Annotated in this window: 23 protein-coding genes and 1 tRNA gene; 10 read left to right on the forward strand and 14 right to left on the reverse strand. The window is 58.1% G+C overall.

Annotated features, from left to right (window positions below; translation table 11 throughout):
* Positions 1 to 5 precede the first annotated feature (5 nt).
* From ACR1XU_RS02780 to ACR1XU_RS02800, 5 genes are read right to left on the reverse strand one after another with little or no spacing between them, the layout of a single operon-like run.
* Positions 6 to 1,178: a molybdopterin molybdotransferase MoeA gene (locus tag ACR1XU_RS02780; RefSeq protein WP_480905532.1), complete on the reverse strand. Its 1,173-nt coding sequence runs from the start codon at positions 1,176 to 1,178 to the stop codon at positions 6 to 8.
* Positions 1,175 to 1,648, reverse strand: coding sequence for a cyclic pyranopterin monophosphate synthase MoaC (gene moaC, locus ACR1XU_RS02785; protein WP_170614926.1), 474 nt, complete (start codon positions 1,646 to 1,648; stop codon positions 1,175 to 1,177). Before moaC ends, ACR1XU_RS02780 begins: the two co-directional genes overlap by 4 nt.
* A complete protein-coding gene (gene trpC, locus ACR1XU_RS02790) occupies positions 1,648 to 2,460 on the reverse strand; it encodes an indole-3-glycerol phosphate synthase TrpC (RefSeq protein ID WP_480905535.1) in 813 nt (270 codons plus the stop codon). The genes moaC and trpC overlap by 1 nt, the downstream gene beginning before the upstream one ends.
* Positions 2,457 to 3,476: an anthranilate phosphoribosyltransferase gene (gene trpD / locus ACR1XU_RS02795; protein WP_170805640.1), complete on the reverse strand. Its 1,020-nt coding sequence runs from the start codon at positions 3,474 to 3,476 to the stop codon at positions 2,457 to 2,459. The genes trpC and trpD overlap by 4 nt, the downstream gene beginning before the upstream one ends.
* Positions 3,473 to 4,054 (reverse strand): anthranilate synthase component II, encoded by a 582-nt coding sequence (locus ACR1XU_RS02800; protein WP_480905538.1) that lies wholly within the window; start codon positions 4,052 to 4,054, stop codon positions 3,473 to 3,475. Before ACR1XU_RS02800 ends, trpD begins: the two co-directional genes overlap by 4 nt.
* Positions 4,055 to 4,249: 195 nt before the next feature.
* Here ACR1XU_RS02800 and ACR1XU_RS02805 point away from each other — a divergent pair, with 195 nt between their 5' ends.
* The gene (locus tag ACR1XU_RS02805; protein ID WP_480905541.1) at positions 4,250 to 5,662 is read left to right on the forward strand and encodes a divergent polysaccharide deacetylase family protein; all 1,413 of its coding nucleotides are present in this window, start codon (positions 4,250 to 4,252) and stop codon (positions 5,660 to 5,662) included.
* Between the two features lie 55 nt (positions 5,663 to 5,717).
* On the opposite strand, the gene trpE is transcribed toward ACR1XU_RS02805, so the two are convergent.
* The 5 genes from trpE to fabI form a co-directional block, all read right to left on the reverse strand.
* The gene (gene trpE, locus ACR1XU_RS02810) at positions 5,718 to 7,229 is read right to left on the reverse strand and encodes an anthranilate synthase component I (RefSeq protein WP_170824516.1); all 1,512 of its coding nucleotides are present in this window, start codon (positions 7,227 to 7,229) and stop codon (positions 5,718 to 5,720) included.
* A 12-nt stretch (positions 7,230 to 7,241) separates the two neighbouring features.
* Positions 7,242 to 9,083, reverse strand: coding sequence for a SurA N-terminal domain-containing protein (locus ACR1XU_RS02815; RefSeq protein ID WP_480905545.1), 1,842 nt, complete (start codon positions 9,081 to 9,083; stop codon positions 7,242 to 7,244).
* Between the two features lie 86 nt (positions 9,084 to 9,169).
* A complete protein-coding gene (locus tag ACR1XU_RS02820) occupies positions 9,170 to 10,345 on the reverse strand; it encodes an aminotransferase (protein ID WP_480905548.1) in 1,176 nt (391 codons plus the stop codon).
* Positions 10,346 to 10,411: 66 nt separating this feature from the next.
* Positions 10,412 to 10,921, reverse strand: a complete 510-nt coding sequence (gene gpt, locus ACR1XU_RS02825) for a xanthine phosphoribosyltransferase (RefSeq protein WP_170614934.1) — start codon at positions 10,919 to 10,921, stop codon at positions 10,412 to 10,414.
* Positions 10,922 to 10,925: 4 nt separating this feature from the next.
* The gene (fabI, locus tag ACR1XU_RS02830; protein ID WP_170614935.1) at positions 10,926 to 11,732 is read right to left on the reverse strand and encodes an enoyl-ACP reductase FabI; all 807 of its coding nucleotides are present in this window, start codon (positions 11,730 to 11,732) and stop codon (positions 10,926 to 10,928) included.
* Positions 11,733 to 11,866: 134 nt separating this feature from the next.
* Here fabI and pdxH point away from each other — a divergent pair, with 134 nt between their 5' ends.
* From pdxH to ACR1XU_RS02850, 4 genes are all read left to right on the forward strand, one after another.
* Complete coding sequence (gene pdxH / locus ACR1XU_RS02835) at positions 11,867 to 12,472, forward strand: pyridoxamine 5'-phosphate oxidase (protein WP_170618969.1); 606 nt, start codon at positions 11,867 to 11,869, stop codon at positions 12,470 to 12,472.
* 142 nt (positions 12,473 to 12,614) lie between these two features.
* Complete coding sequence (locus tag ACR1XU_RS02840) at positions 12,615 to 13,121, forward strand: cold-shock protein (RefSeq protein WP_480440326.1); 507 nt, start codon at positions 12,615 to 12,617, stop codon at positions 13,119 to 13,121.
* 6 nt (positions 13,122 to 13,127) lie between these two features.
* Positions 13,128 to 13,595 carry a DUF192 domain-containing protein gene (locus ACR1XU_RS02845; RefSeq protein WP_170614938.1) on the forward strand — a complete coding sequence of 156 codons (468 nt, stop codon included), beginning with the start codon at positions 13,128 to 13,130 and terminating at the stop codon, positions 13,593 to 13,595.
* Between the two features lie 43 nt (positions 13,596 to 13,638).
* Positions 13,639 to 13,715, forward strand: a tRNA-Pro gene (locus ACR1XU_RS02850).
* A 9-nt stretch (positions 13,716 to 13,724) separates the two neighbouring features.
* On the opposite strand, the gene ACR1XU_RS02855 is transcribed toward ACR1XU_RS02850, so the two are convergent.
* A complete protein-coding gene (locus ACR1XU_RS02855) occupies positions 13,725 to 14,159 on the reverse strand; it encodes a hypothetical protein (RefSeq protein ID WP_170614939.1) in 435 nt (144 codons plus the stop codon).
* A 544-nt stretch (positions 14,160 to 14,703) separates the two neighbouring features.
* On the opposite strand from ACR1XU_RS02855, the gene ACR1XU_RS02860 reads away from it, so the two are divergent.
* On the forward strand, positions 14,704 to 18,324 hold the full coding sequence (locus ACR1XU_RS02860) for a vitamin B12-dependent ribonucleotide reductase (protein ID WP_480905551.1): 3,621 nt from the start codon (positions 14,704 to 14,706) through the stop codon (positions 18,322 to 18,324).
* 527 nt (positions 18,325 to 18,851) lie between these two features.
* Positions 18,852 to 19,097 carry a penta-EF hand family protein gene (locus ACR1XU_RS02865; protein ID WP_170614941.1) on the forward strand — a complete coding sequence of 82 codons (246 nt, stop codon included), beginning with the start codon at positions 18,852 to 18,854 and terminating at the stop codon, positions 19,095 to 19,097.
* A gap of 50 nt (positions 19,098 to 19,147) precedes the next feature.
* Here ACR1XU_RS02865 and ACR1XU_RS02870 read toward each other — a convergent pair whose 3' ends face one another.
* A complete protein-coding gene (locus ACR1XU_RS02870) occupies positions 19,148 to 20,692 on the reverse strand; it encodes a trimethylamine methyltransferase family protein (RefSeq protein WP_170614942.1) in 1,545 nt (514 codons plus the stop codon).
* A 426-nt stretch (positions 20,693 to 21,118) separates the two neighbouring features.
* Between ACR1XU_RS02870 and ACR1XU_RS02875 the strand changes: the two genes are divergently transcribed.
* Entirely contained in the window at positions 21,119 to 21,637 is a 519-nt protein-coding gene (locus ACR1XU_RS02875; protein WP_480905554.1) for an outer membrane protein, read from the forward strand.
* A 217-nt stretch (positions 21,638 to 21,854) separates the two neighbouring features.
* Here the strand turns inward: ACR1XU_RS02875 and ACR1XU_RS02880 are convergent, their stop codons facing one another.
* Positions 21,855 to 22,154 carry an aminotransferase class I/II-fold pyridoxal phosphate-dependent enzyme gene (locus tag ACR1XU_RS02880; protein WP_480713511.1) on the reverse strand — a complete coding sequence of 100 codons (300 nt, stop codon included), beginning with the start codon at positions 22,152 to 22,154 and terminating at the stop codon, positions 21,855 to 21,857.
* 261 nt (positions 22,155 to 22,415) lie between these two features.
* The gene (locus tag ACR1XU_RS02885; protein WP_480905558.1) at positions 22,416 to 22,760 is read right to left on the reverse strand and encodes an MmcQ/YjbR family DNA-binding protein; all 345 of its coding nucleotides are present in this window, start codon (positions 22,758 to 22,760) and stop codon (positions 22,416 to 22,418) included.
* Positions 22,761 to 22,978: 218 nt separating this feature from the next.
* Here ACR1XU_RS02885 and cysS point away from each other — a divergent pair, with 218 nt between their 5' ends.
* Positions 22,979 to 24,376 (forward strand): cysteine--tRNA ligase, encoded by a 1,398-nt coding sequence (gene cysS / locus ACR1XU_RS02890; RefSeq protein ID WP_480905560.1) that lies wholly within the window; start codon positions 22,979 to 22,981, stop codon positions 24,374 to 24,376.
* A complete protein-coding gene (gene cimA / locus ACR1XU_RS02895; protein WP_170805654.1) occupies positions 24,376 to 26,010 on the forward strand; it encodes a citramalate synthase in 1,635 nt (544 codons plus the stop codon). The genes cysS and cimA overlap by 1 nt, the downstream gene beginning before the upstream one ends.
* Position 26,011: the final 1 nt, after the last annotated feature.

Raw genomic sequence — 26,011 nt, forward strand, 5'->3', positions numbered from 1 at the left:
GGTTTTCAGATCGGCAGGTACTGAACCTCGTCACCTGTATCGCGTGCGGGATCGTGCGGAGGGCGAACGATCAGCGCATTCGCCTGTGCCAGAACACTAAGTAGGGAACTGTCCTGATCCGCACAGGCCCGGATACCGTTTTCGTCCCGAATGGCGCGCATATAATGTTCGCGCGGGCCGTTGTCTCCTACTGGTTCAGTCAGTTTCGCGGATCTGAGCGGTTGCAGCGTCTGCTCCAACCCCAGCATGCGTCGAACCATGGGAGCGAGGAACAGGTAGCCACATACCATGGCACTGACCGGGTTGCCCGGCAGACCCACCATAGCTGCATCCCCTAAACGTCCTGCCATCAACGGTTTTCCCGGGCGCATACGGATTTTGTAAAAGGCGCGCTGCATCCCAAGACCTTGCGAAACGTCAGACACCAGATCGTAGTCGCCAACTGACGCACCACCAATCGTAACCACCAGATCCGCCCCTTGCGCCAGAGCGAATGCGGTTTCAAGTGATGAGACCGTGTCCTGTGCGATCGGCAGCACTCGCACATCGGCACCCAACCCCTGCAGCAATGCATGCAAGCCAAAGGTGTTGGAAGCGATGATCTGATCCGGGCCGGGTATTTCGCCGGGCATCACGAGTTCATCGCCCGTCGAGATCAACGCGACCACCGGTTTACGTGTCACCGGAACGACCGGGATGTTCATGGCAGCCATCAGCGCCACGTCTTCGGCACGAATCTGGCGCGGCGCGGTGATTTGGGCACCGGCTCTGAAATCCACTCCGGCAGGACGTATGTTCGTTTTCTGACCAGGTGTATCCGTTATGGTGATCAGATCCCCCCGGCGCTCGACATCTTCCTGAATGACCACGAAATCGGCACCATCCGGTACCGGGGCGCCGGTGAAGATCCGAACGGCCTGTCCCGGGCCGACAGTTTCTTCGAAACGTTGGCCTGCTGCGGATTCACCCACCAGTTTGAACATCGCATGAAGTTCAACTTCGGTCGATTTGACGGCGTACCCGTCCATTGATGATGCCGCGAATGGAGGCTGATCTCGTGTGGCTGCTACATCTTGATTCAGAACGCGGCCTGCGGATTGGGCAAGCGGGACATGTTCGACTGGCAATGGTTCAACCAGGTCAAACAGCAGTTCCCGGGCTTCATCAACGGTGATCATTCCGCCTCATAACGCCCTGATTTTCCTCCGTCTTTCAGAAGAACGTGGATGCCTCCGATCTCCATCGCCTTGTCCACGGCCTTGGCCATGTCATACACTGTCAATGCAGCGGTAGACACGGCGGTCAACGCCTCCATCTCGACGCCGGTCTGGCCGGACGTCTTAACCGTCGCCTCAATCCGAACACCCGGCAGGTCGGGATCAAGCATCAGTTCCACCGATACTTTCGTCACAGGCAGGGGGTGGCACAGAGGAATCAGGTCTGGCGTCTTTTTTGCACCCATGATGCCCGCAAGGCGTGCAATACCCAGGACATCACCCTTTTTGGCCCGACCTTCGGAAATAATTTCAAAGGTTTCCTGTGCCATCCTGATGTGGCCGGCTGCAACGGCGATACGGTCCGTCACGGCCTTGTCCGACACATCCACCATATGCGCCTGACCCTGAGCGTCAAAATGGGTCAATGGCATCACATCACCCCGGGAACCAGAGGACGCGCCAACAGGGCGCGGGTCGCTGCCTCGACATCATCCTGACGCATCAGGCTTTCGCCGATCAGGAAGCAGCGTGCGCCGTATCGGGCAATATCAGCCAGATCTTCCGGCGATCCCAGACCGCTTTCACAGACGATGGTTCGATCGGCCGGAACCAGCTTTGATAGTCGCCGCGTTGTGTCAAGAGTGGTCTCGAACGTCTTGAGATTACGGTTGTTTATTCCGATCAACGGGCTTTTCAAAGCTGCCGCGCGTTCAAGTTCTGCCTCGTCATGTACTTCGATCAGGACGTCCATGCCCCAATCGAATGCGGTCTGTTCCAATTCGGCGGCCTGAGAGTCCTCGACGGACGCCATGATGATCAGAATGCAATCGGCACCAAGCGCGCGGGCCTCAATCACCTGATAGGGGTCGTACATGAAATCCTTGCGCAGAACGGGCAGGGATACGGCCTCGCGCGCCTGAACAAGATATTCCTTCGCGCCTTGGAAACTGGGGGTATCGGTCAGAACAGAAAGACAGGCGGCACCACCATCCTCGTACGCTTTGGCCAGTGCGGGCGGATCAAAATCCGGGCGGATCAACCCTTTCGACGGGCTGGCTTTCTTGATCTCTGCGATCAGCCCATACCCAGAACGCGCGGCGGTGTGCAATGCTTCGGCGAACGCACGAACTTCGGGTGCTTCGCGTGCCTCACTTTCCAGCGTTTCCAGGGACTTATTCGCCTTGTCTGCCGCAACCTCTTCCAGTTTGTAGGCTTTGATTTTGTCCAGAACGGTCTCGGTCATGCGGCTTCCTGTGTAATTCGGGCAAGAGTTGTGATTTTTTCCCGGGCTTTGCCGCTGTCGATACTCTCAACGGCCATTTCTACGCCGTCGCGCAAGTCACTTACAGCATCCGCAACGACAAGCGCTGCAGCAGAATTTAGCAGAACGGCATCACGATAGGCCGATGGTGCGCCATCCAGTAGTGCCCGGAACGCAACTGCGTTTTCTTCCGGTGTGCCGCCAAGGATATCTTCGAACGGATGCACGGGCAGTCCGGCATCTTCGGGGTGCAGTTCAACCTCCTTAACGGTCCCGTCTTCCAAAGAGGCAACCCAACTGACGCCGGTGATTGTCAGTTCGTCGGTTCCGTCCGAGCCGTGAACCAGCCAGGCGTGCTCCGCCCCCAACAGGCCCAGGGTTTCGGCCATGGGCCGGATCAGATCGCGGCTGAACGCGCCGGTCAGCTGCCGTTTTACTCCGGCGGGGTTCGTAAGCGGGCCGAGGATATTGAAGATCGTTCGTGTGCCAAGTTCCTGTCGGCTTGGCATCACATGGGCAATTGCCGGATGATGCATGGGCGCCATCATGAAGCCAATGCCAGCTTCTTTCAAAGCTTTTTCAACTGTTTGCGGACCGACCATCACGTTGATGCCCAGTTGCCCCAGCGCATCTGCCGCACCGGATTTAGAGCTGAGATTGCGATTGCCGTGTTTTGCCACAGTTACACCTGCGCCCGCCACAACAAAGGCGGTTGCGGTTGAGATGTTCAGCGTACCCTTGCCATCGCCACCGGTGCCAACGATGTCAATTGCCCCGGGTGGTGCTTTGACGGCATTGCACTTTGCGCGCATGACGGCGGCGGCCGCGGCGTATTCATCCACGGTTTCACCGCGTGTGCGCATGGCCATCAGCAACCCGCCAATCTGACTGGGCGTGGCTTCGCCATCAAAAAGAATGCCAAAGGCCTGCTCGGCCTCGGCACGGGTCAGTGGGCGGTCGGCCGCGGCCCCGATCAGCGGTTTCAGTGCGTCGCTCATGCGGGGACTTTCAGTTCTTGCAGGAAGTTTTTCAACAGTGCGTGCCCATGCTCCGATGCGATGGATTCGGGGTGGAATTGGACGCCGTGGATCGGCAAATCCCGATGCTGCAGACCCATGATGGTGCCGTCCTCCAGCTCAGCCGTGATCTCAAGGCAATCAGGCAGGCTTTCACGCTCAACGATCAGTGAATGGTACCGGGTTGCTTCGAACGGGGAAGGCAGGCCCGAGAAGACCCCTTTGCCTGTGTGGTGCATGATGCCCATCTTACCATGTACGATCTCGTGGCACCGCACGACTTTCCCGCCAAAGACCTGTCCGATGGTTTGATGTCCAAGACATACACCCATCAACGGAGTCTGTGTCTCGGCGGCCGCCTGCGTCAGGGCCAGGCAAATCCCGGCCTGATCCGGGTCGCAGGGACCGGGGCTGAGCAGAATGCCGGCCGGGTTCATGGCCATTGCTTCCTGCACGTCCAGCGCATCATTGCGGCGAATGACCATTTCGGCACCGAGTTCGCCCAAATAATGTACCAGGTTGTAGGTAAACGAGTCGTAGTTGTCGATCAGCAGCAGCATTTGGGCACTTGTCTCGGCTTGGGCATTTCGGGCTGGCGATGCAACCACGGGCCACGGTATAATGTCGGGACATACATGCTCAGGCTTGTGGGGCAGCGTCAAGGGGACATCCCGCAAAGGACGGACCTGACAGGGAATTGCCGCAGCAGACGGCGCAGAAGCGATCGACGCAGAGAAAGACGAGAGGCAAAAGAAATGGGCGGATTTGTCGGAGGAATAATCGCCGGTGCGGTTGTCGTGCTGGCTTTGGGCGCGGTTCTGTCGTTGAACACGCCTTTGTCGTCAAAACCGGCCGTCTCAACGCACGCACCCGAACCTGCGCCGCTCGAGGATTCGGTGTCGACGGCCGATGCACCGGATGCCGGAACCGACGCCGATCTGGTCGAACTTCCTCCTGAAGCCCCGGAACCCGTCGATGAACAATCAGATTCCCTTGCTGGGGTGACAAATGTCGACCCCACGCCGGATACGCAACCCGTCGTAGGAGAGAGTGAGCCCGCAATCGAAACGCCGGACGTAGCGCCCGAACCTGAAGTTGCGGTTGCCCCGGACGCACCTGTTGCACCACCCGCTCCTGCGATTCCCGGCGGCACGCCACAGGTCGAATCTTTGCCTGAAGTGGCCGATACCGCGCCGGAGCCTCCGGCACCACCAGCCGAAGAAGTCGCTGTTCTGGAACCGGAAGCAGAGCCTGCACCACTGCCGGGCACGCCGGAAGAACCGAAGGTTGAGAATCCGTTTGTAAACAGCCCCATTGCCGTGGAAGGGGATGAGGATACTCTTCCTCGCAATCTGCCCCGTATCGCGACCTTGCCGCAGATCGGGGGCGATCAGCCCGCAACGGCGGGCTCGACAATTGGCAGGCGTGTGGTTCCCTTGACTGAACGGGACGACCCTGTTGTGGAAGCCGAAGAGACCGAGCAGGTGCCGGTCGGAAAGCCGATCGAGGCATACGCGGCCAGCTTCGAAAACCCGGAATCCAAGCCCTTGATGTCGATCATCCTCATTGACGACGAAGGCGCATTTGGGGCCGAGGCTTTGCGTGATTTTCCCTATCCGCTGAGTTTTGCGATCAGCCCGTCGGATCCTGACGCCGCTGAAAAGATGGCGCGCCACCGCGAGGCCGGTTTTGAAGTAATGGCCATCGCGGACTTGCCGGAAGCCGCAAATGCACAGGATGCCGAGGTGTCTTTGGCGGTCTGGTTCGAGACGCTGCCGGAAACGGTGGGTATTCTGGAAGGTGTAAACACCGGCATTCAGGGTAATCGTCAGGTGGCGGATCAGGTGGCGGCGATTGCGGCCGGAACCGGGCGCGGTCTGATCACGCAGGACAACGGTTTGAACACGGTTCAGAAACTCGCCGCCCGCAACGGGACACCTTCAGGTGTCGTGTTCCGCGACATTGACGGAGCAAGGCAGGACCCGAAGATCATGCGCCGCTTTCTGGATCAGGCTGCATTCCGGGCCGGGCAGCAGGGAACGGTTGTGATGCTGGGACGTTTGAGACCAGAAACGATTTCCGCACTGCTGCTGTGGGGGCTTGAGGATCGCGGCAACCGGGTTGCAATGGCACCGATCTCGGCCGTGATGTTGAAAGAAGTTCAGTAAATGTCAGGGAAAATTCAATAAAAGGCGGCTGGTCAGTGGATCGCCGCCTTTTTCTTTAGCTGTTTCCTGATCCCGTAAATCGGGCGGCGTCCGCCGCAGCGCGCCGGATCGCGTTCGATTTATGGACCGTTTCCATATATTCAGCCTCTGGGTCGCTGTCATAAACAACACCACCGCCGGCCTGAATGTACAGTTTCTGGTCCTTAACGATTGCCGTCCGCAGGGCGATGCACATGTCCATGTCGCCGCCGGCGCTGAAATACCCGACGCCGCCGCCGTATACACCGCGCTTTTCGGGTTCGAGTTCATCAATGATTTCCATCGCGCGCACCTTTGGGGCACCCGAGACCGTGCCCGCAGGCATCCCTGCAAAAAACGCGTCCAGCGCGTCTTTGTCCTCTGCCAGTTCGCCAACCACGTTCGAGACGATATGCATCACGTGGCTGTAGCGTTCGATGATGAACTCTTCCGTGGGGCGCACGGTGCCGATTTTGGAAACGCGCCCGGTGTCATTGCGGCCCAGATCCAGCAGCATCAGGTGCTCGGCCAGTTCTTTCTTGTCGGCAAGCAAATCGACTTCGTTCGCCTTGTCCTCTTCCGGCGTCGCTCCGCGCGGACGGGTGCCGGCGATGGGGCGGATCGTAACTTCATCCCCGAAGACACGTACCAGAATTTCCGGGCTTGCGCCGACAACCTGAAATCCGCCGAAATTGAAATAGAACATGAACGGCGAAGGGTTTGTGCGCCTCAGGGACCGATACAGCGCAAAGGGCGGCAGCGGGAATTCCTGTGTCCAACGCTGGGCCGGAACCACCTGAAAGATATCGCCTGCGCGGATATATTCCTTGGCCTTCTCAACCGCTTCCATGTAGCCGGATTTGGTGAAGTTCGAAACGGGTGGGGCGATCTCATGCGCGTCGCCCAGATCCCTGGATTCGGTCGGCATCGCGCGTTCCAGATCGCGGACAGCATCCATGACGCGTTCGGCAGCCTGCGCATAGGCGGCCTTGGCGGATTGACCTTCGCTGACCCAGGCAGGGGACACGACCGTCACGTCGCCTTTTACCCCATCCAAAACCGCGATCACCGACGGGCGCAGCATCACCGCATCCGGCAGGCCCAACGGGTCGGGGTTCACATCCGGCAGGTATTCGACAAGCCGCACCATGTCATAGCCAAGATAGCCGAACAGCCCCGCCGCAGCCTGCGGCAGTTCTTCAGGCAGGTCGATGCGGGATTCGGCCAAGAGCGACCGCAGGTTGTCCATAGGATTGCCGTCCTGCGGCACGAAGGCGTCCGGATCGAACCGGGCAGAGCGGTTCAGCGAGGACGTCTTACCATGGCAATGCCAGATGAGGTCCGGCTTCATACCGATGATCGAGTAGCGCCCGCGGACTTCGCCCCCCGTGACCGATTCCAGAACAAAAGCGTCCTTCTGGGCCCCCGTCAGTTTCAACATCAGCGAGACGGGCGTGTCCAGGTCGGCGGCCAGGCGGGTATAGACGACCTGATTCTCGCCTGCCTCGTAGGCACGCGCGAATGCGTCAAATTCTGGGGTCAGGGCCATGTCCGCTCTCTTTTAGTAGCTCGCCTGCACGGCGTTCAGCGCACGCTGATCAATAACCGGGCGGGCACGAGTCTGGGCATCGCGCACATAGGCATCAAAAATGTTCTGAGCCAGTGCCTGGTTCATCTGGACTTCCAGCGCGGCTTTCATCTGGCGCAGTTCGTCGGTCTCAGCCGGCGGCAGCAGTTCATCCAGCCTGACGATCAGGGCGGCATTATTGCCAGGGACAACCCGCAACTCACCCGGCTCCATTTCAAAGACCTGGGTCATGAATCCGACCGGAGCGTCATCAAGGAAAGCGGTGCGGGTCAATGCGTTCTCTACCCGGAACGGCAAACCTGTCGCGGCAAAGTCGCCGTCGGTCGCCAGTTGGGTCAAGACAGTGTTGGCCTGATCCTGTAGGGCCTTGCCTGTTTCAGCCTGAACCCATGCCTCGGCCACACGGTCACGGGCGGTCTCAAGCGGTTCAGGCCGCTGCGGCAGAACCTCATTCAGGCGCAACGCGAAAATCGAGCCGTCTTCGAGAAAGCCGATTTCGGGGAAGTCGCCTTCGCGGACGGCTTCGGCAGCGGCACGAAAGCCCTCATATGCGGCGACACCTTCTTCGTTCTCACGGGTCCATTCGATCTGGCCCAGTTCCATCTCGGTTTCGCCTGCCAGTTCTTCCAGGGTGGCCCCACCGGCAAGCATGTCGTTGATGTCCTCGGCCTGCGCCTCGATCAGACGCCGTGCACGCTCGGCTGCCATTTCCTCGCGCAGGTCAGGGGCAGCGTCTTCAAACGGGATGTTGTTTGCTGCCAGTGATCCGTTGATCCGGAACAGCGCAGGGCCAAACACGGACGGCAGAGGTCCAACCACGGCATCAAGATCTGCCTCAAAAACAGCATCGGCCGCTTCGCCGAGGTCTTCGCGGGTCACGTCGCCCAGATCAATGTCGCTCAGTTCGAGGTCGCGATCGCGCACTAGCTGTTCAAATGTCGTGCCGCCAACCTCGATCTGCGCCATGGCATCCATAGCGGCCGCTTCGTCCGAAAAGGCCAGCCGTTCGACGAGGCGTCGTTCCGGTTGCTGGAATTCAGCGATGCGCTGATCGTAGAGGCTGCGCAAGGCGTCGTCCTGGATTTCAACGCTGTCGAGCAACATTTCGGGCGACAGGATCGCGTACGTCAGGCGTTTGGTGCGGGGCAGGGTGAAACGATCCGTGTTTTCGTCGTAATACGTTTGCAACTGCTCGTCCGTGGGTTCAGCAATCGGTGCGGTCAGGGCATCGGCCCCAAGTGTCGCGACGGTAAAGCTGCGCCGTGCGCCGACATAGTCCGTCAATACGTCCGACAGCGTTGCAGGCATTACGACGCCGCCGACAACCGCCCCTTGGACAATGGTCCGCGCGGATTCCTTGCGAAGATCAGCTTCGAACTCGGCATCGGTCATCCCCGCCTGTTCCAGTTGGAACCGGTAGGTCTCGCGGTCGAAATTGCCGTCCACGCCCTGAAATGCCGGGATCGCGACGATTTCCTTCTGCAGGTTTTCATCGCCAATCGAAACGCCCAGCTGAGCCACTTCGTTGTTCAACGCAGCCAGAGCCGTCAGACGGGACAATGCCAGTTGGCCCAGTCCCAACTCCTGTGCCTGCGACATTTGCAGGGCCTGACCTGTCTGGGCCTCGACCGCGCGGATTTCACGCTGCAGTTCGCGCACATATGCGTTGATCGGAACCACTTCATCGCCGACCTGCGCCACCGTCCTCACCGTACCGCTGAGGTTTACGGCGCCGAACCCTGCAAGTCCAAGCATCAGCAAGCCCATGAGAATCCAGACGAAGGTCTTTGATAGGTTTTTCATGCCTGCGGCCATGGACGCCCTCTTTCATGCTTTTGTCGGCAGATGACTGCCCTGTTGGTTGCGGCCCTGAATACGACGCGGACCGCCGGGGGGCAAGATCAGATGGAAAGCGCCTGAAGACGGTCGAACAAACGTTCGATACCGACGCGGTCGATGTTGGCAAAAGCGATGCGAACCTGCCGTTGGCCCGCCGCATCCTCAGTGGGTGTGAACATGGTACCTGGCAACAGCAGAACACCAGCTTCGGCCACCAGCTTTTGGGCAAACTCATCTGACGGAATGTCGAATGGATGTTCAAGATATGCGAAATACGCCCCCAGACCAAGCAATCGCCAGCCCCTGGCCGTCAGTCTGGGCATCTCTTCCGCGATGGCTGCACGGCGATCCAGGATTTCATCACGTTCAGACGCAAGCCATTGTGACAGGTTCTGCATCCCCCACAGCGCGGCGAACTGGCCGATCTGACCCGGGCAAATAGCAACCGTGTCCAGAAACTTTTCGATCTCGGCCAAAAGTTGCGGACTTGCCGCGATGGCTCCGACCCGGTGGCCGGTCAGACGGAAGGCCTTGGAAAACGAGTAGAGATGAACAAATGTATCCTGCCAGTCGGGCTGACGGAACAGTTCATGCGGAGCACCGGACCGGCTGTCGAAATCCCGATAGGTCTCGTCCACCAACAGTTTGATGCCGGCCTCACGCGCAAGATCATAGAACGCCCCAACCAGTTCCGAGGGGTATTCGACGCCGCCTGGATTGTTCGGAGTGACCAGCGCAATCGCGCGTGTCTTTTCGGTGATCAGGTCTCGGGCCCGGGCCACGTCCGGCAGCAGATCATCACCCGTGGGAAGATCAACAGCCCGCACACCAGCCATGTCGAGCCACATTTTATGATTGAAATACCAAGGGGTTGGCAGGATAACCTCGTCCCCCTGATCCGTGATCGCGGCGATCACAGCAGAAAATGCCTGATTGCATCCTGATGTGATTGCGACCTGTTCCGTGTCGACATGGGACTGATAATGTGCCCCGATCTGGCGGGCCAGCTCTGTGCGAAGGTCGGTATTGCCCAATACAGGCCCGTAAAGATGGGCGCTGTTTTCGGAAATCGCGAACTCTGCCATTGCCTTTCGCAGTTCGAGTGGCGGAGGGTCCACCGGCGCGGCCTGACTGACATTGATCAGAGGCCGGTCTTCGGGAAACTCGACGCCTTCCAGCCAGCGTCGCGCCTCCATCACCGGAGGGGCGAAAGTGGCGGTGGTGCGTGTATGTGTCATGCGGTTTTTGCGAGGCACTGCCCCGCGCTCCGAGGTATTTTGAACAGAAGAAACCGCGGCGTGGGATCAATCGGTGCCGCGATAAGGCTCGACATATTGCAGGGCCATGTCCCAGGGGAAGAAAATCCAGGTGTCCTGGCTGACCTCGGTGATGAAGGTGTCCACCATCGGACGACCTTTGGGCTTGGCGTAGACTGTGGCGAAATGCGCGTTGGGATACATGTCGCGTACAAGTTCCAGCGTTTTGCCGCTGTCGACCAGATCGTCGATGATCAGCACACCAGTTCCGTCGCTCATCAGCTTGGCATCCGGTGCCTTGAGCACTTCGGCCTCGCCCTGTTCCTGATGATGGTACGAGCGGACGCTGATCGTATCGACCGTGCGAATATCCAGTTCCCGGCTGACGATCATTGCAGGAGCCATACCGCCCCGAGTGATGGCCACGACCGCGCGCCAGGCGCCGTCGTCGGGCCCCTGGCCATCGAGACGCCACGCCAGGGCGCGGGAATCGCGGTGAATCTGGTCCCAGCTGATATGAAACCCTTTTTCGTGCGGCAAGCGGTCTTTGGCGCTCATCTGATCAACCCTTTTCAATATCCGGCGCATCGACGGCTTTCATGCCGACGATGTGATACCCCGAATCCACGTGCAGATTTTCACCGGTTACACCGCTGCTGAGGTCGGACAACAGGTAAAGGGCGGATTTGCCGACATCGTCGATGGTCACGTTCCGGCGCAGGGGCGAATTATATTCGTTCCACTTCATGATATAGCGGAAATCGCCGATACCGCTTGCCGCCAGTGTTTTGATCGGACCCGCGGAAATAGCATTTACGCGAATCCCGTCCTTGCCCAGGTCTTCAGCCAGATATTTGACCGATGCCTCCAGCGCGGCCTTGGCGACGCCCATCACATTGTAGTGCGGCATCACCTGCTCGGCCCCGTAATAGGTCAGCGTGATTGCGCTGCCGCCTTCGGACATCAGTTTTTCTGCGCGTTGCATCACTGCGGTGAAGGAATAGACCGACACGTCCATCGTCAGGTTGAAATTAGCCCGCGACGTATCGACATAGCGCCCGCGCAGTTCGTTCTTGTCCGAGAATCCGATGGCATGGACGATAAAGTCCAGCTTGCCCCATTTTTCAGAAAGCTGCGCGAACAACCCGTCAATGGATGCCTCATCACTGACGTCACAGGGCAACACGATATCGCTGCCCAACTGGGCCGCCAGTGGGTCAACCCGTTTTTTCAACGCATCGCCCTGATACGAGAACGCCAGCTCAGCGCCTGCTTCGGACAGGGCGCGGGCGATTCCCCATGCGATTGATTTGTCATTGGCCAGTCCCATGATGAGGCCGCGTTTTCCGGCCATCAACTGATTAGACATATTTGGATCTCCGCCTGTCCCGGTTTTATCAGAGTGGTTTAGGCCATTGGATGCGCTGCTTCAAGGCTGAGCGGGTCTTGCCCGCAGCGGGTTCTCGCCTTAGGGTCGTCAACATTACTTTCCAGGGGATGGAAATGAACGAGCGTAGCGGCATTTTTGCCGGAACTGATCCGTTTGAATTGGCGGAGCGGTGGCTGGGCGAGGCCAGAGAGTCTGAACCTAACGATCCGAATGCGATTGCTTTGGCGACCGTAGATTCGGACGGGATGCCCAATGTGCGCATGGTTCTGCTTAAGGAAATCGAGCCGGACGCCTTTGTATTCTACACGAACTATGAAAGCGCCAAGGCGGTCGAACTGGAAAGTGCCGGCAAAGCGGCTTTTGTCATGCACTGGAAATCCTTGCGGCGGCAGATCCGAGTTCGTGGTACAATATCGCGCGAGGATGGTCCGAAGGCGGATGAATACTATGCCTCGAGATCACTGAAAAGCCGTTTGGGGGCCTGGGCTTCCAAACAATCGCAGCCGCTGAGCAGCCGATCGGTTCTGATGGCGGAAGTGGCAAAAGTAACGGCGAAGCTTGGACCCAATCCGCCACGCCCGCCGTTCTGGGGCGGGTATCGGTTGGAGCCGACGGAAATCGAGTTTTGGGCCGATGGTGCATTTCGTTTGCATGATCGGTTCAGATGGCGGCGGGATCAATCGGGTTCCGCGTGGCAAGTGCAGAGGTTGAATCCATGACGTTCGCGTATCGTGAAATGCAACACGCAGAAAACAATGATTTTTTTCAGCTTGAATTTGCGCGCCATTCCCATACACATCAAACCCTTAACGAAGTGCTAATTTTCGCGATGGGAAAACAGTGCCAGAAGATCTGAACAACATGTACCGCGTACGTGGACACGTTAAATGGTTCGATCCCGCAAAGGGGTACGGATTTGTTGTGTCCGACGAAGGCGGCCCGGATATTCTGTTGCATGTGAACGTGTTGCGCAATTTCGGGCAAAGCTCGGTCGCCGATGGCGCCGGTATCGAGATTATGACGCATCGCACTGATCGCGGAGTTCAGGCGGTCGAAGTCGTGAGCGTCGATCCTCCCGCACGTGCAGATGCCATGCTGCTGGCCGATTTCGCCGATCTTGACCCGGTCGTGATTGCCAACGCACCGCTTGAGGCGGCGCGCGTCAAATGGTTCGACAAGGGCAAGGGCTTTGGCTTTGCAAATGTCTTTGGCCGTGATGAAGACGTTTTTCTTCACATCGAGGTTCTGCGCCGGTCCGGGCTGGCCGATCTTCAGCCGGGCGAGGCCCTGGCGATGCGTGTCATCGACGGCAAGCGGGGACGTATGGCGGCGCAGGTTCTGGCCTGGGAAGCTGCTCTGGACGCCTAAGTGCCAATGATCAGGTTTCTCTCGGTTCTCATTATTCTTTCAGTAATGTGGGCTGAAACCGCGTTGGCGGCCTGTCGGGAAGACAGGATCTATGTCCGGAACGACAAAACTCACATTCGGTTTGATATCGAACTTGCGATCTCGCCTCAGGACCGTGCGCGCGGATTGATGTTTCGGGAATCACTGCCGACACAGTCGGGGATGCTGTTTGTCTTCGATCCGCCGCAACCCGTGGCGTTCTGGATGAAGAACACGCTGATTCCCTTGGACATGATTTTTCTGGATCAGTCCGGGTCCGTAATGAAAGTGCACCACAATGCGGTTCCGGGTGATCTGACCCCTGTCGACGGCGGGGGTAAGGTATTTGCGGTATTGGAAATTAATGCCGGTCTCGCGGCGCGGTACCTGATAACGCCCGGTTCCCAGATGCGGCACAAAGTTTTTTCGCGCGGACCTGCGATTTGGCCCTGTTAGGGCTTTTCAAATCAAATCGGCACGTTTAGGAAGGCGCACGGTCCGGGGCGTGGCGCAGTCTGGTAGCGCACCTGTTTTGGGTACAGGGGGTCGTAGGTTCGAATCCTGCCGCCCCGACCACTTCCAAGATTAAATTGGGTTTCCACCAAATTCGGTGTACAGCCGCGAAAAATCGCGATTAACCATCTCGCTTTGCACTGGAATCTTCACGGTCTTCCCACTTTTCTGCGGAACCAAAAAAAACAACTCGGCATCAACCCGATAGCCAGCCTGGATCTTGCTGGAATGCAAATACGTCACGATCTGCGGCAGGTTTTGGGGATAACCGTCAAAGTTGAGAATCAGATAGGCCGTCATGTCGGGGGGCAGCAACTCGCGGCATTCGACGGTGTTTCGGTCGGTTTTTACATATTTGTTGCCAGGGCCCGCGCAGTCGGTTTCAAACGCACTGAACAGCTTTTGGGGATACTCCGGGAATTCAGCGCTGCGCGATGACGGGGACGTGTCTTGTGGTGTGCAGGACACGATCAGCGCGGCAACAGGCAGCAAATGAAGCAGATTCATATGTAAAACCAACAGGGTTCAGATTTTAGCGATGATTCCACTATGGCATGGGACCGGGGCACGGAACGATGATTCTCTGGCCCCAGCATTAACATCTGGTTGCTTGATCATTGGCCGATAACCATGGTGAGAAAAAAGAGAAATCAATTTGAGCCGTCCGGCGGTCGGGTCCCTCGTGGAAGCGTCTTACCTGTGGAGGAATCGTGGACAAGTGAATTGCGAGTTCCTCATGGGATGAGGTCAACATAAAAGATTTGAAAAAAGATCGAAAAAGCCCGTTGACCACATATGGGTATATACGTCAGATTGTATGGGCCGAAAGACGTGCCACAATATCTGGTAGGCACTTACCAGAATAAGGCAACGGGCGAGGGACGGAAAGCATACCAATGCCACGTGCAGCCGAATTGCTCGGCTATGCGCTGTCAAAGGCAGCGACCGATACCCTTTTGTCCGGAAATCGGTGGCAGGCGGTCGACACCCCGCAAACAAGATTTGGTGTCGAAAACCGAAAATTAAGCTGGTTGTAGCTAGGGCGGCGGACATGAAGATTGACAGAAAATTCACCAAATCCGGGCAGGATGCATATGCAGATCTGGAGTTTGTTTCGGCAACATCCGAAATCCGCAACCCGGATGGGACAATTGTTTTCCGTCTCGAGAATATCGAAATCCCTTCAACCTGGAGCCAGGTTGCCAGCGATGTCATCGCCCAAAAATATTTCCGCAAGGCTGGTGTTCCGTCCAAGCTGAAGAAAGTCAAAGAAAAGGACGTTCCCGAATTCCTGTGGCGCTCGGTTCCCGCTGAAGACGCTGAGTTTGACGGAGAAATCTCGTCCAAGCAGGTGTTCGACCGTCTGGCCGGCGCTTGGGCGTATTGGGGCTGGAAAGGCGGGTATTTCTCAACCGAGGATGACGCGCGCGCTTACTTTGATGAGATGCGCTATATGCTGGCGACCCAGCGCGCAGCACCGAACAGCCCGCAGTGGTTTAACACCGGTCTGCATTGGGCCTACGGGATCGACGGCCCGGCTCAGGGCCACCACTATGTCGACTACAAAACCGGCAAGCTGACCAAATCCAAATCCGCTTATGAACATCCGCAGCCGCACGCGTGCTTCATCCAGTCCGTTGATGATGATCTGGTGAACGAAGGCGGCATCATGGATCTGTGGGTGCGCGAGGCGCGCCTGTTCAAATATGGTTCGGGTACCGGGACCAACTTCAGCCATCTGCGTGCAGAAGGTGAGGCGCTGTCGGGTGGTGGCAGGTCCTCGGGCCTCATGGGCTTTCTCAAGATCGGCGACCGCGCCGCTGGCGCGATCAAATCAGGCGGGACAACCCGTCGAGCAGCAAAGATGGTGATCGTCGATGCAGATCACCCGGACATCGAGCAATTCATCGAATGGAAGGTGATCGAAGAGCAGAAGGTGGCCTCGATCGTTGCCGGATCGAAGATGCACGAGAAGATGCTGAACGGCATTTTCGAGGCCATCCGAAGCTGGGACGGCGCGCAAGACGACGCGTACGACCCCAACAAGAATGACAGCCTGAAGAAAGCGGTGCGCGAGGCGAAGAAAGTCGCGATCCCAGAGACTTACATCAAGCGCGTGCTGGATTACGCGCGGCAGGGACACGACAGCATTGAGTTCCCGACCTACGACACCGACTGGGATTCGGAAGCCTACAGCTCGGTTTCGGGTCAGAACTCGAACAACTCCATCCGCGTGACCAACGCGTTCCTGACTGCTGTTGAGAAAGACGCTGATTGGGAGTTGATCAACCGGACAGATGGCAAGGTCGCCAAGACCGTCAAAGCACGCGATCTGTGGGAAAAGGTAGGCCACGCCGCATGGGCCTGCGCCGATCCGGGCATCCAGTTCCACGACACCGTGAACGAGTGGCACACATGCCCCGAAGATGGTGAGATTCGCGGCTCGAACCCGTGTTCGGAATACATGTTCCTTGATGACACGGCCTGTAACCTGGCGTCGATGAACCTGCTGACCTTCCTCAAGGATGGTGAGTTCCAGGCGGCGGACTACATGCATGCTTCGCGCCTGTGGACCCTGACGCTGGAAATCTCGGTGACCATGGCGCAGTTCCCATCCAAGGAAATCGCGCAGCTGTCTTATGACTTCCGCACGCTGGGTCTGGGTTACGCGAACATCGGCGGCCTGTTGATGAACATGGGCTACAGCTATGACTCGGATGAGGGTCGGGCGATCTGCGGCGCGCTGACTGCGATCATGACCGGTGTGGCGTACGCGACCTCGGCCGAGATTGCAGGTGAGCTTGGCCCGTTCAAAGGCTACGATCGCAACGCCGACCATATGCTGCGCGTTATCCGCAACCATCGCCGTGCCGCACAAGGTGTGACCAATGGATATGAGAAACTGGCCGTGAAGCCGGTGCCTCTGGACCACGGCAATTGCCCGGACAAGCGTCTGATCGACCTGGCCATGTCCGCTTGGGACGAGGCGCTGAGCCTCGGCGAGAAAAACGGTTACCGCAATGCGCAGGCGACCGTGATCGCGCCGACCGGCACCATCGGTCTGGTGATGGATTGCGACACTACCGGGATCGAGCCGGACTTTGCGCTGGTCAAGTTCAAGAAGTTGGCCGGTGGCGGTTACTTCAAGATCATCAACCGCTCGGTGCCGTCGGCGCTGGAAAAGTTGGGGTATTCATCGTCTCAGATTGAAGAAATCGTGGGTTACGCGGTCGGCCATGGCACCATCGGTAACGCGCCGGGGATCAACCACACCTCGCTGACCGGCCACGGCTTTGGCCCGAACGAACTGGCCAAAGTGGATGCCGCGCTGGAAAGCGCCTTTGATATCCGGTTCGTCTTCAACCAGTGGACATTGGGCGAGGACTTCTGCACCGGCGTTTTGGGTATCCCAGCCACCAAGCTGAATGACCCGACATTCGATCTGCTGCGCCATCTGGGCTTTACCAAAGCGGATATCGACGCGGCGAACGACCATGTCTGCGGAACCATGACGCTGGAAGGTGCGCCGCATCTGAAAGAAGAACACTATTCGATCTTCGACTGCGCCAACCCATGCGGCAAGAAAGGCAAGCGTTTCCTTGGGGTTGATAGCCACATCACCATGATGGCAGCAGCGCAAAGCTTCATCTCGGGCGCGATCTCGAAAACGATCAACATGCCGAATGACGCGACAATCGAGGATTGCCAGAAGGCTTACGAACTCAGCTGGTCGTTGGGTGTGAAGGCCAATGCGCTGTATCGCGACGGCTCGAAACTGTCGCAGCCTCTGGCCGCGGCGCTGGTCGAGGATGACGACGAAGCGGCAGAAGTGCTGGAAAGCGGTTCGGCGCAGGAAAAAGCCGTCGTTCTGGCCGAGAAAGTGATCGAGAAGGTTGTGGTCAAGGAAATGATCCGCAGCCATCGCGAGAAACTGCCGCATCGCCGCAAGGGCTATACTCAAAAGGCGATCGTGGGTGGCCACAAAGTCTATCTGCGGACTGGTGAATTCGAGGATGGCAAGCTGGGCGAGATTTTCATCGACATGCACAAGGAAGGCGCTGGCTTCCGGGCGATGATGAACAACTTTGCTATCGCCGTGTCGGTTGGCCTGCAATACGGCGTACCGCTGGAAGAGTTCGTCGATGCCTTCACCTTCACCAAGTTTGAACCGGCGGGGATGGTACAGGGCAACGACTCGATCAAGAACGCGACGTCGATCCTGGATTACATCTTCCGCGAACTGGCGGTGTCTTATCTCGACCGCACCGACCTGGCCCATGTGAAGCCCGAAGGCGCAACCTTTGATGATCTGGGCCGGGGAGAGGAAGACGGGTTGTCGAACGTTTCGGAGATCAGCGAAACCGCGGCGTCCAAGTCCTTGGAAGTACTGAAGCAAATCAGTTCGACTGGCTACCTTCGCAAGCGATTGCCGCAGGACCTGATGGTGTTCAATGGCGGACAGTCCGGCGCGAACGGCATGGCCGAATCCGCAGCGCAATTTGCGGCACCGGTTGCGGAGACCGCCGTTGCGACCAGCATGGACGCCCGTACGAAGGCGAAGATGCAGGGATACGAGGGCGACCCGTGCGGAGAATGCGGAAACTACACGCTGGTGCGCAACGGCACCTGCATGAAATGCAACACCTGTGGCGCGACAAGCGGGTGTAGCTGAAGTCTAGCGCCCTGGCACCCCGGGGTGCAGGGGTCGGATGCTGCCACAGTGACCGGCCCCGACGAATACGGAGAAAGGCTCTGAGACTTACCAACTGACCTTTCTCCACTCGGCCGACATGCCCGTGTTGGCCGGGAACAGGGTGGGGCGGAATATCGGTCCTTCCCACTCTTTCACGGGGCGGGTGCGCTCGTCCCATGCGCAGTCCAGGCCGCAGGCAAAAAAACACCGGGCGGTCAACGATACGAGCCTGGAAGGCGAAACTGACAGGGGGCTTCGGCCCCCTTTCTTTTTTGACCTGAGCAAAGCCTTGCCGGAATGCGTTCCTGTCATCGGGCAAGATCCGCCGAACAGAACTTCGAGTGTTTTTCTTGGCGGTGGACCGCAGATGCGACTCTGCAAAACACGCAATGATTGGCCTGAAATGTACATCCTCAACCATTGCGAGTGACAGAAGACGTCACTCGGGTGTTTCTGGGGCCTGTCCGGACAGAAAACAGACAACAATACTCTCAGGAGGCACCGAAATGAAACGCCAAAATCTGGCTGTATTCTCAGCAATCGTACTTGGATTGCCCACACTGGCCGTCGCTCAATCCTCAGTGGACACAAACGGGGATGGCGTACTGACAATCGAAGAAGTGCAGGCAATTCTGCCCGATGTCGACGCAGACGGGTTCTCGGCCATGGATGCAAATGGCGACGGCGCGCTGGATCAGGCCGAGATTGCCGTCGCACAGGAAGCGGGTTTGCTTCCATCCAGTGACGGCTAAATCCGGGTGCGGGAAAGCGGCCTGAGCATTTCAGGCCGCTTTTCAGTGTCTCATCTCGGCAAGTGAATGTTGAATCTGCTTCGAAGTTCAGCATCCAACAGCGGGTCGAATTGTGCCGGCGACGGTGCTGACAGGATTTCCTCTTTTCGCTTGATCGCTTTCTCAATCAGATCAGGTTTGCCGAGTTCCACCCATTCCTTGGGTGAGGAGCGATCTCCGAAGGTCGGATAGACATAATCTGCCTGCATGCGGCTGAGCGTTGCATCCGTGCCAAGATAGTGACCCGGTCCGCCCATGCAGACGGCCGCCATCTGGTCCAGCGCCAAAGTTTCGTCCGTCACTTCGATCCCGCGCACGCAGCGCTGCGCCTGGCCGATCAGGTCATCGCTGAGGATCAGGCTTTCAAAGCAGAAGCCCAACAATGAGGCGTGCATTCCAGCCGCTTCGTAGACCATGTTCAGGCCCGACAATCCGGCCATAACGTTCGAGCACATCTGCTCCCACCCGGCCTGCATGTCCGGCAGTTTCGCATCCGATGCTCCGGCGGCGGCACCGCCCGGAAGGTCGTAGAACCTGTGCATCTGGGCGCAGCCTGCGGTCAGAAGGGCCTGTTCACCCGAACCGATGGACATCGCGCCGGTGCGCAGGTCCAGACCAAAGGGCCAGGTGCCAAAAACGGCTGGCGCACCGGGTTTGACGGCATTGACGTAAACCAGACCGGCCAGGCATTCCGCCGTTGCCTGAGTGATTGCGCCCGCAATCGTCGAGGGCGCAGTTGCCCCGGCCATTCCCGCCGACAGCAGCAGGACCGGCATCCCGGCCTTAATGCATTCTTCCATGACTTCGCAGCTTTCCGTTGCGAATTTCATCGGCGGTACGACAAAGCAGTTCGAGTTGGACATAAACGGCCGCTCGCGCCATTTGTCCTCGCCGCCCGCGATCATGTGCAGCATTTCTATCGCCGGGGCCACATGGCTGGGTTCGGTAAAGGATGTGCCGATATGCTTGAACGTGCCCGAGGTCGTGGCGTAGACCGTGTTCAGATCCATCTCAAGGTTGTCCGCAATATCGCGGCAAACCATCGGACGCTGCACAAAGTGAATGTTGTCAAGCTGCTGGCAGATGCGTGATGCGTCATGCAGATCCTGCACGGTCGAATCGCGGTATTCCTGGCCGTGTACGTCGACCATGCTGACAGCCGCGCCAGCCGTGCCGTAATGAACACGCGTGCCTGACAGTTCCAGATCGGTCTTTCCATCCCGGCTGTAAAGCGTCACGGAACGATTGGCTTTGGCGATGGTATCTTCCACCAGCGCACGCGGGAACCGGATGCGACCGTCATCACCCAGGGTACAGCCTGCGGCAACAAGATAATCGATCCCGCTTTGCGGCGCATCCGCAAGGCCAATCGTTTCCAGCGCTGTCAGCGCAGCTTCGTGAATGCGTTCCAACTGTGCCTGAGTCAGCACGTTCAGGGTGCCGCCCTCCATCCCGGGCCGCACGGGGCGCAGGTGATCGGGCAGGGCAGAGGCACGGGCGGCACGGCGCGCGGAGCGTCCGCCGCTGCGAGAGGAAGTACGGGTTTGGTCGTTCATGTGTTTGGTCCGGGTTAAGAGCTGTTCCTGAAGAGTGGCTTAATTCACCCTCAGAATGGCCTTCCCCGCGCCGCACGTCCGCGATCCGCACCAATGGTGCGGCTGATCAAGCGGATTTTCCAGTAGTCGCTTTTCATGCGGACCTCTTACGTTGGCCGTAGTTATCCTTCACCTGGCGACATGATCTGTCCTGTTTGCGACCCAAACTTAGAAATAGGTCGCCATTGCTCCCTTTCTTTGTCGAAAGGGTTTCAGCGTGAGATTTCTTCCCGTTCGGGTGGAAATCTGATATAGTTGGATCACTATTTATTAACCTGTCTGTTATCAGAATTGAAATATCGGTTCTCGGACCCAATGTTCGGGTAAATGGTTTGTAAGCGCCCCGAAATTCCCGCTCATCGGGGCTGTAACATGTTGGAGACGTGAATGAAATTCAGCACGGCCCTCATTGTCGCAGTGACAATGTTAAGCGCCGTCCCGGCAGTCGCCGAGGATTGGACCGGGGGTTATGCAGGATTCAGCTTTGGGTATACTGAAGCGGATGGCCCAAACGGATCCAGCGGTGACGATACCAGTTTTGGACTCCATGTCGGCTATGACCACGATTTCGGAAGCTTCGTTCTGGGAAGCGAATTGGAATACAATCACCTGTCGCTGAACCTCGGTCAGGGGGAAGGGACATTAGATAGTCTGACACGGCTGAAACTGCGCGGCGGGTACGATTTCGGACCGGCGCTGGGGTATGTGGTTGTCGGGGCCGCACGGATCGATACGTCCGCCGACAACGACACAGCAGCGGTCTACGGAATTGGCGTTGCCTATCCGGTCAATGACAGATTCATCATCAGTGGCGAGGCACTGCGTCAGAATTTTGACAATGTGACCCGATCAAATGGCAGTCTCGGCGCCAACACGTTCAATCTGCGGACGACCTTCCGGTTCTGATCACTGGTTCGGCTTCTCCCGGGAGCGTTCATTGCCAAATCACGCAGTGTTTGCAGCGCTGCAATGAAGAGGTCGTTTGCGATCGTCATCGCAACCCGGACGTGACCAGCCGCAACGCTGCCCAAGCTCTCACCTTGCCTCAACGCAATGGAATGCGTTTCGAGCAGCGCCTTTGCAAATGCCTCACCACTTCGCCTGTTGATACGAACATTCAGCATCAAATACATGTCCCCTGTTTGGGCACCAGCCTGACAACGTTCCGAGTGCTCAACAGTTTGATAGCCAAGGTTCGCCGATTGCGGACGAGTTCCGAGAATTCCTGTTTCATATCACTGCCCGAGTTCAACGCAATACTCGCGGCGTCCTGAATAGACCCGGGAACACCATTCATGGTGTGTGTTGCCAGATTAACCAGTTGGGAGTTGACGTCTTCAATCTCGACGATCCAACTGCGGCGCGAGCCTGTCGTAATATGTGATTTGGACACTGAGCCGACGACCAAGATGCGTTCGGCCATACCCGGCTCAGTACGAGGCGAAATATGGACGCCACCCCAAACCTGAGTATCATCGACTTCGTCCGAAATCAGTCAAAGGTCGCGTGTTCGGCAAATACCAGAGATGCTTTGAAACGGGTCGGCGGAAAAGACCGCTCCGGTTGGATTGGTGGGCAAGGTTGATCTGCAAGGACAACGCCCCAGTCGGCTGCGGTATCGCTCCGTTCTGCGCTTGGCGGGAACTCGTTTTTCGGCTGGGTCTGAATGGCGTTGTATTGTCAATCAGCTACGAGGTGGCAACTCAGCCTGTACTTTTTTGGTAAGCAATTTGCGCACAATGTCATAGGAAGCGGTCAGCCGGTGGCGCATCTCGTCGGCATCCGTTTCCCATGGCAGCAGCAACCAGCTGCGGTGGAAATAGGGCGCTTTGGTGCCGACGCCCGCTTCGATCAGCATCTGCGCAGTGTCGACATCAGGGGTTTTTACTGAAACGCCGGTGCCCGCCGTGCCAATGCAGGCAAACATCTTGCCGCCAATCTTCCACGCGTCATGACCGCCACCCCAGGGGTCGGACACTTCCGCTCCGGGCAGGTTGCGGCATATCGAGTTCACGAGGTCTCGGCTCATACAAGGCAGAGTGCCCCGCCATCCGCGCGATCACAAGCCTTGGCTTGACGTGTTTTACGTGGTAATCGGTCCTCATGAACCGGATGACCTGCATCATTATCTGCTGCATTACCTGCTGATTTCTCAAGCGGGCCGGTTTCTTTCGTTTTCATCCCTGAGACAAGTTGCTAAGCCCGCGCCAACGCGCAAGCTATTGCTGTTTCTTAGGAGCCCACCAGATGACGACCATCAGACTGCACAACACACGGACGCGGACGAAGGAAGATTTCGTGCCGATCGATGCCGACAATGTGCGGATGTATGTCTGCGGCCCAACCGTCTATGACCGTGCGCATCTGGGCAATGCCCGGCCCGTGGTGGTGTTCGATGTGCTTTATCGATTGCTGCGCCATGTCTACGGCCCGGAACATGTGACCTATGTGCGCAACTTCACGGATGTGGATGACAAGATAAATGCGACGGCGCTGGCCCGAAAGCAGGCAGGCGCGGTCGGGTCGCTTGAGCAGTTGGTGCAGGAGCGTTCAGATGAAACCATAGGCTGGTATCTGCATGACATGGGGGCCCTGGGGGCGCTGGAGCCGAACGAGATGCCGCGAGCGACGCAATTTATCGCTCAGATGATTGCGATGATCGAAGACCTGATCGCAAAAGGGCACGCTTATGCGGCCGAAGGTCATGTGCTGTTCGCGGTGGACAGCTGGAAGGAAGAATACGGAAACCTGTCTGGGCGGTCGGTCGACGACATGATCGCAGGCGCGCGGGTCGAGGTTGCGCCCTACAAGAAGAATCCGATGGATTTTGTGCTGTGGAAGCCCTCGACCGATGAGTTGCCTGGTTGGGAGTCACCCTGGGGCCGTGGACGTCCGGGATGGCATATCGAATGCTCGGCCATGGCCTATGAACTCTTGGGCGAAAGCTTCGACGTTCATGGGGGTGGCAATGACCTTATGTTCCCGCATCACGAGAACGAAATCGCCCAAAGCAAGTGCGCGCATCCGCATGGTGAGTTCGCAAGGGTCTGGCTGCACAATGAGATGTTGCAGGTCGAAGGGAAGAAAATGTCCAAATCGCTGGGTAATTTCTTCACCGTCCATGATCTGCTGGAGCAGGGTGTGCCGGGCGAGGTGATCCGCTTTGTGTTCCTACAAACTCACTACCGCAAGCCCATGGACTGGACGGAGAAAAAGGCGCGTGAGGCCGAAGCGACGCTGCGCAAATGGCGGACGCTGACAGCGGGCATCGAGCCCGCCGGCAGCGTGACACCCGCGTTTGTGGAGGCGCTGGCCGATGATCTGAATACTGCGGGTGCCGTCGCGGAACTGCACCGGCTCGCAGCGAAAGGGGACGCTGCTGGTTTGTTGGCTGGCGCCCGTCTTCTTGGGCTACTGACGGATGAGATGGGGGACTGGGCGCATACAGATAGCGTCGATTTGTCCGGCCATGCCGAAAAGCTTGTTCAGGCGCGGGCTGCTGCCATGCAGAGCAAGGATTTCGCTGAAGTGGATCGTCTGAAAGCCTTGTACGTTTCCGCAGGCATTGAAGTTCGGATGAGCAAGAACAGTGTCGAATTGGTCCCCGGCGCGGGCTTTGACGCATCCAAGCTGGAAGGTGTGTGATGACCAAGGAACGGCTCTATCTTTATGACACCACCCTGCGCGATGGGCAGCAGACACAAGGCGTTCAGTTCTCGACCGCTGAAAAGGTGCAGATCACGCAGGCGCTGGATGCGCTGGGGATTGACTATATCGAAGGCGGCTGGCCGGGTGCCAACCCGACGGACAGTGCGTTTTTCGATGTGGCACCAAAGACTTCGGCCTGTCTGACCGCGTTCGGGATGACCAAACGTTCGGGTCGGTCCGCAGACAATGATGACGTTCTGGCGGCGGTGATGAACGCAGGGACGCAAGCGGTTTGTCTGGTGGGGAAATCACATGATTACCACGTGACCGACGCGCTTGGTATCGACCTTGCGGAAAACACCGAGAACGTGCGCGCCTCGGTCGCGCATGTCGTGGCGCAGGGTCGGGAAGCGTTGTTCGATGCCGAGCATTTCTTTGATGGGTACAAGGACAATCCGGACTATGCGATCTCGGTTTGTCGCGCTGCACTGGACGCTGGTGCGCGCTGGGTTGTGTTATGTGACACAAATGGTGGTGCCTTGCCTGCGGAGGTTGGGCGCATCGTTTCCGAGGTGATCGCTGCCGGGCTGCCTGGGGACCGTCTGGGTATTCACACCCATAACGACACGGAAAACGCGGTGGCCTGTTCGCTGGCCGCTGTAGATGCAGGCGCGCGCCAGATACAGGGTACGCTGAACGGGCTGGGAGAGCGGTGCGGCAATGCCAATCTGACCGCGTTGATTCCGACCCTGTTGCTGAAGGAACCCTATGCCTCGACCTATGAGGTTGGCGTCAGTCACGAAGCCTTGTCAGGTCTGACGCGGATCAGTCGGATGCTGGACGACATATTGAACCGGGTGCCCAGCAAGCAGTCGGCTTATGTCGGGGCCTCGGCCTTTGCGCATAAGGCAGGGCTGCATGCCAGCGCGATTCTTAAGGACCCGTCGACTTATGAACATGTCGACCCGGCGACTGTTGGCAATTCGCGCATCATTCCGATGTCGAACCAGGCCGGGCAATCGAACCTGCGCAAACGCCTGACCGAAGCCGGGCTGACGGTCGAAGCCGGCGATCCGGCGCTGGGGCGCATACTGGAGCGGATCAAGCAGCGCGAGGCGGTCGGGTATTCCTACGACACCGCGCAGGCGAGCTTTGAATTGCTGGCCCGGGCGGAACTGGGGCAGCTGCCTCAGTTCTTCGAGGTCAAGCGTTACAAGGTCACGGTTGAGCGACGCAAGAACAAATACAACAAGATGGTCAGCCTCTCCGAGGCCGTCGTTGTAGTGAAGGTCGACGGGGAAAAGAAACTGTCGGTCAGTGAATCGCTGGACGGCGACGGCAGCGACCGGGGCCCGGTCAACGCCCTCGCCAAGGCGTTGGCCAAAGATCTGGGTCAGTATTCGCGGATACTGAATGACATGCATCTGGTCGACTTCAAGGTGCGCATTACTCAGGGCGGCACCGAGGCGGTCACACGGGTCATCATCGACAGCGAAGACGGGCAAGGACGTCGATGGTCAACTGTTGGTGTCAGTGCCAACATAGTTGATGCCTCGTTTGAGGCCCTGCTGGATGCGATCCAGTGGAAACTGGTGCGCGACTGCAATCCGCGCTCGGAAGCGGCTGAGTGAG

The organism is Ruegeria sp. D1(2025) (assembly GCF_056536425.1).